The organism is Bradyrhizobium sp. PMVTL-01, assembly GCF_051861855.1.
Lineage (GTDB): Bacteria > Pseudomonadota > Alphaproteobacteria > Rhizobiales > Xanthobacteraceae > Bradyrhizobium.
Map to the genome: position 1 here is coordinate 7,145,510 of NZ_CP193982.1, position 14,315 is coordinate 7,159,824.

General features: G+C 64.7%; 20 protein-coding genes, 1 pseudogene and 1 riboswitch. Of the genes and pseudogenes, 15 read left to right on the forward strand and 6 right to left on the reverse strand.

Features of this window, described 5'->3' with window-relative positions; translation table 11 throughout:
• Positions 1-162: 162 nt before the first annotated feature.
• Positions 163-381, forward strand: a pseudogene (locus ACRQ5Q_RS34455) (ATP-binding protein); the annotation flags it as partial.
• Between the two features lie 8 nt (positions 382-389).
• Here ACRQ5Q_RS34455 and ACRQ5Q_RS34460 read toward each other — a convergent pair.
• Complete coding sequence (locus tag ACRQ5Q_RS34460) at positions 390-590, reverse strand: hypothetical protein (protein WP_439370075.1); 201 nt, start codon at positions 588-590, stop codon at positions 390-392.
• A gap of 229 nt (positions 591-819) precedes the next feature.
• Here ACRQ5Q_RS34460 and ACRQ5Q_RS34465 point away from each other — a divergent pair, with 229 nt between their 5' ends.
• The 6 genes from ACRQ5Q_RS34465 (at position 820) to thiC (ending at position 6,380) form a co-directional block, all read left to right on the forward strand.
• Positions 820-1,368: a transglycosylase SLT domain-containing protein gene (locus ACRQ5Q_RS34465; protein WP_439370076.1), complete on the forward strand. Its 549-nt coding sequence runs from the start codon at positions 820-822 to the stop codon at positions 1,366-1,368.
• A 27-nt stretch (positions 1,369-1,395) separates the two neighbouring features.
• A riboswitch (TPP riboswitch) is annotated at positions 1,396-1,538 on the forward strand.
• Positions 1,526-2,551 (forward strand): FAD-dependent oxidoreductase, encoded by a 1,026-nt coding sequence (locus ACRQ5Q_RS34470; protein WP_439394382.1) that lies wholly within the window; start codon positions 1,526-1,528, stop codon positions 2,549-2,551. (Overlaps the previous riboswitch by 13 nt.)
• Positions 2,542-2,739: a sulfur carrier protein ThiS gene (gene thiS, locus ACRQ5Q_RS34475; RefSeq protein WP_439370078.1), complete on the forward strand. Its 198-nt coding sequence runs from the start codon at positions 2,542-2,544 to the stop codon at positions 2,737-2,739. The genes ACRQ5Q_RS34470 and thiS overlap by 10 nt, the downstream gene beginning before the upstream one ends.
• A 200-nt stretch (positions 2,740-2,939) precedes the next feature.
• A complete protein-coding gene (locus ACRQ5Q_RS34480; protein ID WP_439370079.1) occupies positions 2,940-3,722 on the forward strand; it encodes a thiazole synthase in 783 nt (260 codons plus the stop codon).
• Complete coding sequence (locus ACRQ5Q_RS34485; RefSeq protein ID WP_439394384.1) at positions 3,709-4,317, forward strand: thiamine phosphate synthase; 609 nt, start codon at positions 3,709-3,711, stop codon at positions 4,315-4,317. Before ACRQ5Q_RS34480 ends, ACRQ5Q_RS34485 begins: the two co-directional genes overlap by 14 nt.
• 164 nt (positions 4,318-4,481) lie before the next feature.
• Positions 4,482-6,380, forward strand: coding sequence for a phosphomethylpyrimidine synthase ThiC (gene thiC, locus ACRQ5Q_RS34490; protein WP_439370081.1), 1,899 nt, complete (start codon positions 4,482-4,484; stop codon positions 6,378-6,380).
• A gap of 65 nt (positions 6,381-6,445) precedes the next feature.
• On the opposite strand, the gene ACRQ5Q_RS34495 is transcribed toward thiC, so the two are convergent.
• Complete coding sequence (locus ACRQ5Q_RS34495) at positions 6,446-6,670, reverse strand: DUF6429 family protein (RefSeq protein WP_439394386.1); 225 nt, start codon at positions 6,668-6,670, stop codon at positions 6,446-6,448.
• Between the two features lie 115 nt (positions 6,671-6,785).
• Between ACRQ5Q_RS34495 and ACRQ5Q_RS34500 the strand changes: the two genes are divergently transcribed.
• Complete coding sequence (locus tag ACRQ5Q_RS34500) at positions 6,786-7,481, forward strand: glutathione S-transferase family protein (protein ID WP_439394388.1); 696 nt, start codon at positions 6,786-6,788, stop codon at positions 7,479-7,481.
• Between the two features lie 88 nt (positions 7,482-7,569).
• Here the strand turns inward: ACRQ5Q_RS34500 and ACRQ5Q_RS34505 are convergent, their stop codons facing one another.
• Positions 7,570-8,004 carry a hypothetical protein gene (locus tag ACRQ5Q_RS34505; protein WP_439370084.1) on the reverse strand — a complete coding sequence of 145 codons (435 nt, stop codon included), beginning with the start codon at positions 8,002-8,004 and terminating at the stop codon, positions 7,570-7,572.
• Between the two features lie 502 nt (positions 8,005-8,506).
• Between ACRQ5Q_RS34505 and ACRQ5Q_RS34510 the strand changes: the two genes are divergently transcribed.
• Complete coding sequence (locus ACRQ5Q_RS34510; protein WP_439370085.1) at positions 8,507-8,890, forward strand: RidA family protein; 384 nt, start codon at positions 8,507-8,509, stop codon at positions 8,888-8,890.
• A gap of 84 nt (positions 8,891-8,974) precedes the next feature.
• On the opposite strand, the gene ACRQ5Q_RS34515 is transcribed toward ACRQ5Q_RS34510, so the two are convergent.
• Positions 8,975-9,460: a J domain-containing protein gene (locus ACRQ5Q_RS34515; protein WP_439370086.1), complete on the reverse strand. Its 486-nt coding sequence runs from the start codon at positions 9,458-9,460 to the stop codon at positions 8,975-8,977.
• Positions 9,461-9,571: 111 nt separating this feature from the next.
• On the opposite strand from ACRQ5Q_RS34515, the gene ACRQ5Q_RS34520 reads away from it, so the two are divergent.
• The 3 genes from ACRQ5Q_RS34520 (at position 9,572) to ACRQ5Q_RS34530 (ending at position 11,258) form a co-directional block, all read left to right on the forward strand.
• Positions 9,572-10,339, forward strand: a complete 768-nt coding sequence (locus ACRQ5Q_RS34520; RefSeq protein WP_439370087.1) for an SDR family NAD(P)-dependent oxidoreductase — start codon at positions 9,572-9,574, stop codon at positions 10,337-10,339.
• A 262-nt stretch (positions 10,340-10,601) separates the two neighbouring features.
• A complete protein-coding gene (locus ACRQ5Q_RS34525) occupies positions 10,602-10,847 on the forward strand; it encodes a helix-turn-helix domain-containing protein (RefSeq protein WP_439370088.1) in 246 nt (81 codons plus the stop codon).
• Positions 10,848-11,003: 156 nt separating this feature from the next.
• Entirely contained in the window at positions 11,004-11,258 is a 255-nt protein-coding gene (locus ACRQ5Q_RS34530; protein WP_439394390.1) for a hypothetical protein, read from the forward strand.
• 74 nt (positions 11,259-11,332) lie between these two features.
• Here the strand turns inward: ACRQ5Q_RS34530 and ACRQ5Q_RS34535 are convergent, their stop codons facing one another.
• The gene (locus ACRQ5Q_RS34535) at positions 11,333-11,554 is read right to left on the reverse strand and encodes a hypothetical protein (protein WP_439370090.1); all 222 of its coding nucleotides are present in this window, start codon (positions 11,552-11,554) and stop codon (positions 11,333-11,335) included.
• A 95-nt stretch (positions 11,555-11,649) separates the two neighbouring features.
• Positions 11,650-11,916: a DUF2277 domain-containing protein gene (locus ACRQ5Q_RS34540; protein ID WP_439370091.1), complete on the reverse strand. Its 267-nt coding sequence runs from the start codon at positions 11,914-11,916 to the stop codon at positions 11,650-11,652.
• Positions 11,917-12,040: 124 nt separating this feature from the next.
• Here ACRQ5Q_RS34540 and ACRQ5Q_RS34545 point away from each other — a divergent pair, with 124 nt between their 5' ends.
• The 3 genes from ACRQ5Q_RS34545 to ACRQ5Q_RS34555 all read left to right on the forward strand — a co-directional run bounded on the left by ACRQ5Q_RS34545 (position 12,041) and on the right by ACRQ5Q_RS34555 (position 14,308).
• Positions 12,041-13,102 (forward strand): alpha/beta fold hydrolase, encoded by a 1,062-nt coding sequence (locus tag ACRQ5Q_RS34545; RefSeq protein WP_439394392.1) that lies wholly within the window; start codon positions 12,041-12,043, stop codon positions 13,100-13,102.
• A gap of 172 nt (positions 13,103-13,274) precedes the next feature.
• Complete coding sequence (locus ACRQ5Q_RS34550) at positions 13,275-13,628, forward strand: hypothetical protein (protein WP_439394393.1); 354 nt, start codon at positions 13,275-13,277, stop codon at positions 13,626-13,628.
• Between the two features lie 77 nt (positions 13,629-13,705).
• Entirely contained in the window at positions 13,706-14,308 is a 603-nt protein-coding gene (locus ACRQ5Q_RS34555) for an MSMEG_1061 family FMN-dependent PPOX-type flavoprotein (RefSeq protein ID WP_439394394.1), read from the forward strand.
• Positions 14,309-14,315 lie beyond the last annotated feature (7 nt).

Here is a 14,315-nt window from a genome sequence, read left to right on the forward strand (position 1 = left end):
ACAAGAAACCTTGTGCGGAGAAAACAGCGCCGAACATCAGCAGTTCCGAGCGCGGGGCAATTTCGTCGCGCGATACGCGAGGTGAACGTGCTCGGCGAATGTTCCTGAGTCACCCAGGAACATTTTGCGGCGCACTGTTCCCCCCGGCGATCATGCGCCCGCGTCACCAATCTGGTCGAGAACGCGGTGCGCTTCGGCGCCGAGGTCACGATCCGCCTCGACATATCCGGCACCAGGCTCGTCATCGACGTCAAGGATGACGGCCCGGCATTTCGGATGCGCAAGCAGGAGATGCTGGAGCCGTTCGTGCGCGGCGACGACGCGCGCACCATGGGCGAGTCCACTGGCTTCATCCTCGGCCCCTCGATCGCGCGCGCGATCGAGGCAATTTACGCCGCGAGCGGCGGATGCTCGATCGCGTGCTCATCGAAGATCGCGATCGCCTCGAAGCGGTAGCCGCAGGCCTGGCACTTCCAGAGATAGGAAACGCGCCCCTCGCCCGGCTCGATCCAGTCCGGGAACGGGATCGGCGTGCCACATTGTGCGCACGGGTTCTGCATGGGGATGTCGCCGATGTCTGCTCGGGTCATGGACGTCCTCCCAAATGCTGGCTTTGAATCGCACATTTTGGGCGGATGCGCGAATGGACAGACCTGCTGTCGCGCAAGGCGCTCCGCCAGCTCGAAGCTTAACCCAGGTTTGAGTCGTAAAAGCGACAGGCCGGCGAAAATCGCCGCTGGTGACATTTCGCCACATCATCGCCGTGTTCCCACGGCCTAACGCGCGGGGGCGGGTCCGTTCTGCCGAGGAAATATTTCGATGAAAATTTTGCGTATTGCCGTGCTTGCTGCAGCAGGGCTGATGATGACGCAGGCGGCGAATGCCGGCGAAGCCGAATATGCCGAGATGGTCGCGATGCATGCCCGCGCCAACGGCGTGCCGGAGGCGCTGGTGCATCGCGTCATCATGCGCGAAAGCCGCTATCAGCCCGGCCTCGTCGGACGTGGCGGCACCATCGGGCTGATGCAGATCAAGCTCGCGACCGCCCGCGGCGTCGGTTACACCGGCGATGCCGCCGGCCTGCGCGATCCCAACACCAATCTCACTTATGCGGTGAAGTACCTCGCCGGCGCCTATCGCGCCGCCAATGGCGACCACGCGCGAGCTGTGCGTTATTTCGCGGGCGGCTATTACTACGCTGCAAAGCGCCAGCGCCAGGAAGCCATGCAGGTCGCCAATGCGGGCGAGACCTGGCTCGAGCCGAACGGCAATCCGCAGCCGATGTTCGGCACCGTGCCGCACAGGAAGCTGGCGCCAGGCGTGCGCAACGCGCGGGCGCAGGCCGTGGGGTTCCGGGCCAAGCGTTGACCACCCCGCCTCCCTGGCATACATTAGAGGCGTTCCGAGGGGTGCTCCGAGGAGGAGCTGAGATACCGCTAAATGGGCAAGGCCGCCCAAGATCGGCTGCCCAAGTCCGCGGTGACCCTTTGAACCTGATCCGGGTCATGCCGGCGAAGGGACAGGGATGTTGCAGACCATCAAGCGGCCGGATTCACCGGTATCCATCATCGGCGCAGGCATTGCCGGCGCCTGGCAAGCCTTGTTGTTCGCGCAGGCCGGCCACACCGTGACGCTGCACGAGCGCGGTGATGCCGCCGTGACCTGTTCCGCCAGCCACTGGGCCGGCGGCATGCTGGCGCCCTATTGCGAGGCCGAGGTCGCCGAACCCATCATCTCCCGCCTGGGCCTGCGCTCCCTCGACATCTGGCGGCGCGAATTGCCGGACACCCCCTTCAACGGCTCCCTCGTCGTCGCCCATCCGCGCGAGCGCAACGATTTCGAGCGCTTTGCCCGCATGACCGAAGGCCATCGCCGGCTCGATGCCGCCGCTCTCGCCGAGCTCGAGCCCTCGCTGGAGGGCCGCTTCCGCGATGCGCTGTTCTTCCCGGCCGAGGGCCATGTCGAGCCTCGCCGCGTGCTGCCGAAGCTGCACGAGCGCATCAAGGCTGCCGGCGGCACCATCAAGTTCGACAGCGACGTTTCCGCAAAAGATCTCGCAAACCTTGATCCTAAAAGCATCGTGATCGACTGCCGCGGCCTCGGTGCACGCGAGGAGCAGCCCGGCTTGCGCGGCGTCAAGGGCGAGATGATCCTGATCGAGACCAACGAGGTGCAGCTCGCACGCCCCGTGCGGCTGATCCATCCGCGCTGGCCTCTCTACGTGATCCCGCGCGAGCAGAACCTGTTCATGCTGGGCGCGACCTCGATCGAGGCCGAGGACACCGGCGTCAGCGTCCGCTCGGCGCTGGAGCTGCTGGGCGCGGCCTACGCGGTGCATCCCGCCTTCGGCGAAGCCCGCATCGTCGAGTTCGGCTCGGGCCTTCGTCCCGCCTACCCCGACAATCTGCCGCGCATCGGCATCCGTGGCGAGACCATCGCCGTCAACGGCCTCTACCGCCACGGCTTCCTGATCGCGCCGGCGCTCGCCGAGCTGACGCTTGCCTATGTCCAGCGCGGCCAGATCGACAATGAGGTGATGCAATGCGCGTGATCATCAACGGCGAACAACGCGAGGTGAACGCGGCCAGCGTCGGCGCGCTGCTCTCCGAGCTCGACTACGAGGGCACCCATTTCGCCATCGCGCTGAACTACGACGTCGTGCCGAAAAGCCGCTGGGCCGAAACGAGCCTGAAGGCCGGCGACGAGATCGAGATCATCACCCCGCGGCAGGGAGGGTGATGATGATGAATGAAGCTGTCGCCTTCCTTCGCCTCTCGCCGCCTGCGGGGAGAGGCCGGAATTTGCAAAGCAAATTCCGGGTGAGGGGGACTCTCCGCGAGTCCAACTCTCACCGTCCCCGCGGAGGCTCCCCCTCACCCCAACCTTCTCCCCGCAAGCGGGGCGAGGGAGCACACTGAATGCGAGGAGACGCCTCACACATGGTGACCTTCTACGGCAAGACCTTCGCCTCGCGCCTGCTCATCGGCAGCGCGCTCTATCCTTCGCCCGCGATCATGCAGGAGGCGATCCGCGCCTCCGGCTCGAACATCGTCACGGTGTCGCTGCGGCGAGAGGCCGCCGGCGGCAAGACTGGCGACGCGTTCTGGAAGCTGATCCGCGAGCTCGACGTCACCGTGCTGCCGAACACCGCCGGCTGCCGTACCGTGCGCGAGGCGGTGACCACCGCAAAGCTCGCGCGCGAATTGTTCGGCACGAGCTGGATCAAGCTCGAGGTCATCGCCGACAACGACACGCTGCAGCCCGACGTCGTCGGTCTCGTCGAAGCAGCAAGCATCCTGATCAAGGACGGCTTCGAGGTGTTCCCCTATTGCACCGAGGACCTCTCGGTCGCCAACCGCCTGGTCGACGCCGGCTGCAAGGTGGTGATGCCATGGGCCGCCCCCATCGGCAGCGCCAAGGGCATCACGAACCGCGACGCCCTGAAGCTCCTGCGCGAGCGCCTGCCGGACGTCACGCTGGTGGTCGACGCCGGCTTGGGCGCGCCCAGCCACGCCGCGCAGGCGCTCGAGCTCGGCTACGACGCCGTGCTGCTCAACACGGCGATCGCCAAGGCCGCCGATCCCGTCGCGATGGCCAATGCCTTCCGCCTCGGCTGTGAGGCCGGCCGCACCGCATACGAAGCCGGGCTCATGAACGCCCGCGACTTCGCCTCCCCCTCCACCCCTGTCGTTGGGACCCCGTTCTGGCATGCCGTATCCTGATCGCTTCTATCCCGTCGTCGACAGCCTCAACTGGGTCGAGCGACTGACAAAGCTCGGCGTCGGCACCATTCAGCTCCGTGCGAAGGAGCTGAACGACGCCGACGCGCTGCAGATCGTCGCCGACGCTTTGGCGATCACCAAAGGCACGCAGGCCAAGCTGGTCGTGAACGACTACTGGCGCGCGGCGATCGTCGCCGGCGCGAAATATCTGCATCTCGGCCAGGAGGATCTGGCGGATGCCGACCTCAAGGCCATCCGCGAGGCCGGCCTGTCGCTCGGCATCTCCACCCATGACGATGCCGAGCTTGAAACCGCGCTCGCGGCCAAGCCCGACTACGTCGCGCTAGGCCCGATCTTCTTCACCACGCTCAAATCGATGCGCTTCGAGCCGCAGGGCATCGCGAAGATCACGGAATGGAAGAAGCGCATCGGCAACATCCCGCTGGTCGCGATCGGCGGCATCAAGTTCGAGCACGCAGCGGAGATCTTTGCGGCGGGCGCGGATTCCATCGCCGTCGTCAGCGACGTCACCCAGAATGCCGACCCCGACGCACGCGTGCGGCAGTGGCTCGGCGAGTCGAAGGAGGCGGCATGACCGAAACCCTCCCCGCTCCTCATTGCGAGCGAAGCGAAGCAATCCAGAATCTCTCCGGAGAGGCAGTCTGGATTGCTTCGTCGCAAGAGCTCCTCGCAATGACGGAGCAAGAATTCACCGCCGTCGCTCAAACGTACGCACCACGGAATTAACCGGAGGATCCCATGAACATCCGCTCCAACCCCGAAAAGACCGTCCCCGCCGTCACCACCGGCCCGCTGCCCTCCTCGCGAAAAATCTTCGCGACGCCCGATGCCGCGCCAGACATCCGCGTCCCCTTGCGCGAGATCATCCTGTCCGAAGGCGCCGGCGAGCCGAACCTGCCGGTCTACGACACCTCGGGTCCCTATACCGATCCGTCCGTCACCATCGACGTCAACGCCGGCCTTGCCCGCAACCGCAAGCAATGGGTGCTGGAGCGCGGCGGCGTCGAGGAATATGAGGGCCGGCAGATCAAGCCGGAAGACAATGGCAGCGTCTCGACCGACAAGGCCGCGCGCGCCTTCTCGGCCTATCACAAGCCTTTGCGCGGCCTCGACGGCCACAAGGTGACGCAGCTCGAATTCGCCCGCGCCGGCATCATCACCAAGGAGATGATCTACGTCGCCGCCCGCGAAAACCTCGGCCGCAAGCAGCAGCTCGAGCGCGCGGAAGCAGCGCTCGCTGACGGCGAGAGCTTCGGCGCATCGGTCCCCGCCTTCATCACCCCGGAGTTCGTGCGCGACGAGATCGCGCGCGGCCGCGCCATCATCCCCTCCAACATCAACCACTCCGAGCTCGAGCCGATGATCATCGGCCGCAACTTCCTGACCAAGATCAACGCCAATATCGGCAACTCGGCGGTGACCTCGTCGGTCGAGGAAGAGGTCGAGAAGATGGTGTGGGCGATCCGCTGGGGCGCCGACACCGTGATGGACCTGTCGACCGGCCGCAACATCCACACCACGCGTGAGTGGATCCTGCGCAACTCGCCGGTTCCGATCGGCACCGTGCCGATCTACCAGGCGCTGGAGAAGTGCAACGGGGATCCGGTCAAGCTGACCTGGGAGCTCTACAAGGACACGCTGATCGAGCAGTGCGAGCAGGGCGTCGACTATTTCACCATCCACGCCGGCGTGCGCCTGCAATACATCCACCTCACCGCCAACCGCGTCACCGGCATCGTCTCGCGCGGCGGCTCGATCATGGCGAAGTGGTGCCTCGCGCATCACAAGGAAAGCTTCCTCTATACGCATTTCGACGAGATCTGCGACCTCATGCGCAAGTATGACGTCTCGTTCTCGCTCGGCGACGGCCTGCGTCCGGGGTCGATCGCCGACGCGAACGACCGCGCACAGTTTGCCGAGCTCGAAACGCTCGGCGAACTGACAAAAATCGCGTGGGACAAGGGCTGCCAGGTCATGATCGAAGGCCCCGGCCACGTGCCGATGCACAAGATCAAGATCAACATGGACAAGCAGCTCAAGGAGTGTGGCGAAGCCCCGTTCTACACGCTTGGACCGCTGACCACCGACATCGCGCCGGGCTACGACCACATCACGTCGGGCATCGGCGCCGCCATGATCGGCTGGTTCGGTTGCGCCATGCTCTGCTACGTCACGCCGAAGGAGCATCTTGGGCTACCCGACCGCAACGACGTCAAGACCGGCGTCATCACCTACAAGATCGCCGCCCACGCCGCCGACCTCGCCAAGGGCCACCCCGCCGCGCAATTGCGCGACGACGCCCTCTCCCGTGCCCGTTTCGAATTCCGCTGGACCGACCAGTTCAACCTCGGCCTCGATCCGGACACGGCGAAGAACTTTCACGACGAGACCCTGCCGAAGGAAGCCCACAAGGTCGCCCATTTCTGCTCGATGTGCGGCCCGAAGTTCTGCTCGATGAAGATCACGCAGGACGTGCGGGATTACGCGGCGACGCTGAATGATCCGAACAGCGTGGGCATGTCGATCAGCGGCACCGCCGAGGACGGCATGGCCAGGATGAGCGCAAAGTTCAAGGAGATGGGCTCAAGCGTTTATCTGGATGCGGAGAAGGTGAAGGAGAGCAACAAGGTGCTGTGAGGGGCCGGCTCCAGAGATCTCATTGCAAGCAAGGCCGGGCCCATGCCCGGCCTTGCCACTAGGTATCATTCCTCGAACAACTCCTTGAACAGCCTCTTCGCGCGTTCGAGCCCCTCCTCCGTGAACACCACGGACTTCACCTTGCCGACGGGATCATCAATCATTCCCTTGTGATGAAGCCGGCCGAGCACCTCCCAGTCGAATCCCTTCCATGCCCGGTAACCATTGTGCAGCGTCAGATAGAGCAAGGCCAACGCCGCGTCATCGATCTTCTCCTTGTTGACCGCCATCTTGATCTCCCACTACCGGCCGCGCACGATTGCGTTCACGAGCAAGAAGGCGGCGCCCCATTGCGTCCACCACCACACCCCTGCATGCTGGCCCCGCCAACGGAGGAGCCTGCCCATGCTGACGCTCTATTCCTACCCGCAGCTGTTCGGCGTTGCCGACAACAACGGCTACGGCCTCAAGGTCTACGCCTTCCTGAAGCTCGCGGGCGTGCCGTTCGTGCACGAGCACATCTTCGATGCCTCCGCGGCGCCGCGCGGGCAGCTGCCTTACATCGTCGACGACGGCGAGACCATCGGCGACAGCGAGACCATCATCGCGCATGCGACCAGCAAGTATCGCCTGACCATCGATGCCGCGCTCTCAAGCGAGCAGCGGCGCACCAATCATCTCGTCACGCGCATGCTCGACGATCTCTACTGGGTGATGTCGTATTCGCGCTGGAAGGACGAGCGCTTCTATCCCGCGTTCCGCGACGGTTTCATCGCGCAGCATCCGCAAGTGAGTGCCGAGGGGTTCGAGAAGGCGAAGGCGTACAACGCGCAGCGCTATCACTACCAGGGCATCGGCCGCTACGCGCCCGAACAGGCCTATGCGCGGGGGCTCGCCGACCTGCAGGTGCTGGCGGAGATCGTGCCGGCCAAGGGCTTCGTGCACGGCGCCGCGCCGACCAGCTGTGATGCCGGGATCTACGGCTTCGTCGCCAACATCTATTATTTTCCGATCCCGACGCCGCTGAAGGCCTTCGTCGATGCGCACGCAAACCTCGTCGCGCATTGCGAGCGGATACATGCGGCGGTGACGGGAGCATAGCCGGATGAGCGAAAGCGACATCCGCGACTGAGACTTGCCCCGCATGTCGCTGGCGCTCATGCGGGCTACGAAGTGAGGCGAAAGCTGCCTACCGCATCGTGATCGCAAGACCACTGAGATCCGCATTTGCCATCAGGCCGACCTGCGTGCCGGTCAGCTCCAGCACCGCGCCCTTCTGGTTGGTGAGCACGATGGCGCGGGCGCCGCGGCCGACCGCAAGGCCCGCTCCGGCCGCGCCATAGACGCCGGCGACGTCGGAGGGACGGTTGATGTTGGAGACGCGGCCGCGCAGCACGGTCTTGGATCCCCCGAACACGAGGCCGTAGTCGAGCCCACCGGTCGAGAGCCCGTAGGAGCGGCCGTGGAAGTTCAGCACGCCGCTCCCGCCGGAGCCGCCGATGATCCAGCCCGCCTTGTAGATCGTCAGCACCACGGTGCCGCCGTCGGCCAGCGCCGAGGTCGAAGGGCCGGCGAGCGCGGCAACGGCGACCAACGCGGCGCGAAGGGTGCTAGCGATCTTCATGTAAGGCTCCGGGGCTATTTTTTGGAGGGGAAACGAATCAGACGCGGCAAATCTATCCGATCGATCGCGGCGGCAACATGATGGCAGGGCGTTTCCGCAAGTACGGTGGCGGCTAGACTCGTGGAAGGTGCCTCATTCTCCGTCATTGCGAGCGCAGCGAAGCAACCCAGAGTCCCTCCACGGAAAGACGCTGGATTGCTTCGCTGCGCTCGCAATGACGGGGTGGATGCATTCCGGCCTCGCCTGCCAGCGGCTGCATGCGGGGAGAGGCGGACCACTGCGCTCGCAGACAACCGTCTCCATCGTGCCATTCTGCCCCTGTTTTGCCCGACGGAGCAAGCGATTGTTTCGGACTTGCCGAATCTCAAAAGAGCCCGATGTTTTCGGCCTGACCTCTACTGTGCATGGGCTTGTTTTCGCATTTTTGTTTTTGCCCACCCGATTGCAACTCCCCCGCATCCCGCTACGCTCCTGCTCCCGACACGCCCCGAGAGGTGATCCCATGCCGATCCAGCATTTCGCAGCCCCGCCGCACGTCAAGGCGCCGCCGCTGTCCTTTGCGACGCGCGTCGGCGACTTGCTGTTCGTCTCGGGCATTCCCGGCTTCGATGCCCACGGCGCGCTGCCTGACGGCTTCGAGGCGCAGTTCGCCAATGTCGTCGTCAACATCAGGCGCGTGCTGGACGAGGCCGGAGCTGGTATCCGCGACCTCGCCAAGGTCAACGTGCTCTTGACCCGCGCCTCGGACGTTGCCGCCATGAACGCGCTCTATGCCGGCGCGTTCGGCCCGCCGCCTTACCCCGCGCGCACCACATGCGTGGTGCAGGCGCTACCCGATCCGAAGATGCTGATCGAAATCGAGGCGGTCGCGTCGCTGGCGAAATGAGCACGTGTGGCTTGCCGGGCACGCTCTAGGCTTGACGCGACAGATCGGATTGAAAAGGGCGGGTCGCCCTGGCGGGACGCGGCCTCACGCGTCCTTGTGGGCGCCGGGATGGATCAGGACGTCGCGCGCGGCAGCGAGGTCGATGAATGCTTGCGCGGTGCCGCCCTGGTCGGGATGCATGCCCTTGGCGGCGCGGCGGTAGGCCTGGTTGATGTCGTCGCAGGTGAGCTGCACCGCGAGCGGCAGGCCCAGCATCTTGCGCGCGCGATCCTCGCTGGAAAGCTTCTTCGGCATCGCGTTGCGGCGGCCGAACCGCGGCGCGGCGAGACCATGGAGAACCTCGAGCACCACACCGAGGCGGCGCTGGGCCGCCAGCGTGACGCTGTGATCATCATTGACCAGAGCCTGGCGCAGCACCGGCAGCGCCTGCTCGGCCGCCTGCCGCAGCGTGCCATCCGTGCTCATCCGCCCGATTTCGGCCACGACCCGGCCGGCCTCGGCCCAGTCGGCCGGCTGTGCCGACCGCAGGCGTTCGAGCGCGAGTTTCCAGGATTCAAGCCGTTCCATCATGCGCGCAACGTTTAGCAATGAAGATCAGTATGCCAAGGCCGCCGTTTCCGACCCCTTAATTTCGGGTTAGCCTTTCATGAAACTTAGAAACGAAATCGGGAGGACAATGTCATGGCATTGCTCGCAAACCACATCGCCGTCATCACGGGCGCCGGCTCCGGCATCGGCCGGGCGATCGCAGCCGGCTACGCCCGCGAGGGCGCGCAAGTGGTGCTGCTCGACGTGAACGGGGACACGGTCGCGGAAGCCGCGCAGGAGATCCAAAGATCGGGCGGAAACGCCGACAGCTTCGCGCTCGACGTGACCCGACGTGATGATTGCTTTGCGCTAGCAAAACAGGTCGCGGGCAAGGTCGGGCAGGTCTCGATCCTCGTCAACAATGCCGGCATCACCCGCCGCAACGCCTTCACGGCCGAAACCGAGACGGTGGCCAAGGACTGGAACGACATCATCTCGCTCAACCTCAACGGCGTCTTCAACATGACGCAGGCCTTCCTCGCGCCCTTGCGCGCGAGCAAAGGCCGCATCGTCAATATCGGCTCGATCCAGTCCTTCGTGCATCTGCGCACGCCGAGCTCGGCGGCGTATACGACCTCCAAGCACGGCGTGCTCGGCTTCACCAAGGCGCTCGCGGTCGAGCTCGGCAAGGAGGGCGTGCGCGTCAACGCGATCGGGCCGGGCTTCATCGAAACCAACATCAACGCCCAAGTGCGCGCGACCAATCCGGCGCTGGTGCAGGCTTTCGTCGACCACACCCCGCTGGCGCGCACCGGCAAGCCCGAGGACATCGTGGGCCCCGCGATCTTCCTCGCCTCGGACATGTCGGCCTACGTCACCGGAACGATCGTGATGGTGGACGGCGGCTACCGGACGGTGTGAGCGAAGCGCCCCACTCGATTGGTGGTATAGCGCGCTGCGCGAGGCATGATGGTCGAAAAAGCGGATCGAGATAGGTCCGCATCGCCATGCATCTTCTGCCAAACGCGGCCGCTTCGCGGCATTCCTGAGGTCAATTTGGTGCGATCGTCCGCGATTAACCTTTCATTAACCAAACCCGCCCACCGTAGATCTACGGCCTGGGGGTCGTTTGTTCTCGATCCGCTTCCGACGAAGGAAGCGGGCGTTGATCGGGGGTATGTTGATGACCACTGTTCATGTCGCGGCGCCGCAGGACGCACAATTCCTCGCTCCGAACCAGATCGTTCCACTGCTGATCGGCGCAACCGTCGACGAGGTCGAACGCGAGCTCGTGCTCCAGACGCTCGCCCGCTGCGACGGCAACCGCACACGCGCATCGCGCGTGCTCGGCCTGTCGGTGCGCACGCTGCGCAACAAGATCAGGCTCTATGCCGCCTCCGGCATCGAGGTGCCGGCCTGTCAGGACTAGTGCGCGACTGCGTGCGGATGATCAGTCGACTTGCGCGGCCGTGCCGCCAGACGGGCGGCGCAGCCCGCGCTGCGCACCCATGCCGACCGGCATCGCAAGCGCGATGACCGCGACCGCCGCCATCTCAGCTCGATGGCGCGAAGGACGAAAGCCGTCATGACAGCCCATGACGGCTGCGGCTCCTCGGCGAAGGCAACCGGCACGATATCAGGCACGAGCAGGCGGGCGATGACGATGGACACGGCAAGGACAGGCAGAACATTCTCCATGCTGCGCGCATCGATCGCTCCTCGCGACGATCATCGCCCTCACAACTCGATGACACGACGGCGCGTCCCGTCGCTTGATGTTGATCAAGCGCAGCATGGTGCGCGGGTGGAATTGCTGCTGTCGTCAAACGCCGGTAATTAGCTTGCTTCCGGCCACAAGAGCTGACGACGTGCTCGCGCCCAGACGCAGCGTAGCGCGCGTGGGATACATGCCGATCAAGAAGCCCTGGAGGAGTCATCCCGGCGCGGCAGCATGTCCATGCGCTCGAACTGCCAGCGCATGGCGCGGTACCAGAGATAGCCGACCGCAGCGCCGCACAGGGCCAGGATCACGACGGTCGCGCTCGAGAAGGAGCCGCTCCACCACATCATCCACGCGGTCCACAGCAGCGTGAAGATGATGGCACCTGCCTTGAGGGGAAGAAGGGGGCGGCTCATGGTCGTACTCCGGGCTGTCAAAACCCCGGCAGGCATCATTGCAAGTCGAGGCGACCCGTACCGTGAGCCAGATCACGGAAGGGACCCTGGAGCCACTAGCCGAACCGCAACCGCGAACGCTCCTTCGCCTTCTCCGCTTCGACCTCGCGGTCGCGCGCCGGGGCATGGGTATGCAGCGATGTCAGGAGCTTTCGCGCGACGTCCGAAACCTCTGCGACGGCGCGGTCGAAGGCGGCCTCATTGGCCTGCGACGGCTTGTTGAAGCCGGACAGTTTGCGCACGAACTGCAACGCCGAGGCATGGATCTCATCCTCCGTCGCCGGCGGCTCGAAGTTGAACAGCGTCTTGATGTTGCGGCACATGCAGCGTCTCTCCGGGGTTTCCATAGGACGATCGACGGAGCTGAAATCCTACATCCTTCCCCGCACTTCTGCTAAGTTCCGTCGCAAGGCGGCCGACGACCATGAGCCGCACGGGGAGAGAGACATGAAAGCTTCTTGCGCCGCGATGGCAGGCGTTCTGCTGTCCTTTTCGACATGGGCGATGGCTGCCGATTATCCCGCGCCCAAGCAGGGCGACTGGATCGCCAGGGACTTCAAGTTCCACACCGGCGAGACCATGCCGGAGTTGAAGCTGCACTTCACCACCGTGGGCGAGCCGACCGGCCAGCCCGTGCTGGTACTGCACGGAACGGGCGGCTCGGGCGCGAGCATGCTGACGCCGTCCTTTGCCGGCGAGCTGTTCGGCGCGGGGCAGCCGCTCGATGCGTCCAAATATTACATCATCATTCCCGACAGCATCGGCCATGGCAAATCGTCCAAGCCATCCGACGGCATGAAGACGAGCTTCCCGAAATACGATTACGACGACATGGTCGAGGCACAATACCGCTTGGTGACGGAGGGCCTCGGCGTCAAGCATCTGCGGCTCGTCATCGGCAATTCAATGGGCGGCATGCACACGTGGCTGTGGGGCGAGAAATATCCGAAGGCGATGGACGCGCTGATCCCGATGGCCTCGCAGCCGACCGAGATGGCATCGCGCAACTGGATGCTGCGGCGGATCATGCTCGACACCATCCGCAACGATCCCGACTACAACGGCGGCAACTACACCAGCCAGCCGCGCATGATGAAGTACGCCGTCACCGCTTACGGCATCGCCAGCATCGGCGGCACGCTGGCCTATCAGCAACAGGCGCCGACCGCGGCCAAGGCCGACAAGATCGTCGACGAGCGGCTGGCGTCGCCGATCACGGCCGACGCCAACGACTTCCTCTACCAGTGGGAATCTTCGCACGACTACAATGCGAGCGAGAAGCTCGAAGCCATCGAAGCCTCGCTGCTGCTGATCAATTCCGCCGACGACGAGCGCAATCCGCCCGAGACCGGCATCACGGACGCCGCGATGAAGCGGGTCAAGAACGGCCGCCTCTACCTGATCCCCGCCAGCACCGAGACGCGCGGCCACGGCACGACCGGCAACGCAAAGTTCTACAGCGAGGAAATCAGGCAATTGCTGCAAACGGCGCCGGAGCGGACGATGTAAGACGACGGGGCGCAAATCCTCATATCGCGATGCATCATATGCGACGCCTTTCGCGCCGCATATTATTTGAGCATGCAATGCGCCGGCAGCTCGGGCTTAATCGCATCAACCATACGAATCGACGCGCGGGACAGTCGCGCGCCAATGAACGATGCCCGAGGAGGAAGATCGCATGCACAGGCTTGCGCTGTGCGTCTGGCTGGCCGCAGCGACGGCGCTGACGAGCGCCGCCTTCGCGTTCGACAACGGGCAATATGATCACGTCCCCCCTGACATCCGCGCCTGGTTCAAAAGCGTGATCGCGCCGAACGGCGTGCCCTGCTGCGACATTTCCGACGGCCATCGCACCGAGTACGACGTGCGCGGCGGCACCTATTGGGTGCCGATCGAGGGCGAGTGGATGGCTGTGCCCGAGCGCGCCGTCATCCGCGATCAGGGCAATCCGGTCGGTCAGGCCGTGGTGTGGTACGTCCACCATCGCGGTGCCATCATCATCAGCTGTTTCGTGCCGGCGGATGCCGTGTAACGCGCCTGGACGGATTGCATTGGCTGGCGGCGGTGCGATCAGGTAGTTTGACGCCGAGCCGACAGGGAGGCACGCCGTTGACCTATCTTTGCGCCGAAGACCTCGCCACCATCTATCCCAAGCCGACCCCGCGCGTGATCGCGAAGGCACGTCCCGCGATCGATGCGCATGCGAAGAAGTTCATCGAGATGTCGCCGTTCTGCGTGCTCGCAACGTCGGGCACAGACGGAAGCGTCGACGCCTCGCCGCGCGGTGGTGGCATCGGCTTCGTCCGCGTCGCCGGTCCCAACCAGTTGCTGATGCCGGACCGCTCCGGCAACAACCGGCTCGACAGTTTTCGCAACGTCGTCGAAGGCTCGGGCTTCGTGCACCTGTTGTTCTTCGTCCCCGGGATCGACGAGACGCTGCGCGTCGGCGGACGCGGCACGCTCTCGGTCGATCCGGATCTGCTCGCCTCCATGGTGGAATTCGGCAAAGCTCCCCGCGCGGTGCTGAATGTCGCCGTCAATGAAGTCTATTTCCACTGCGGCAAGGCGCTGATGCGCTCGAAGCTATGGTCGGCGGACAAGGTGCAGCGCGCGGTGATGCCGAGCATCACCGAGGTCATTCACGAGCAGACCGGTCTCGGCGAGCCGGAGAGCCAGGCGATGACGGAAGAGCGCTACAAGGCGCAGCTGTAGCTGTTTC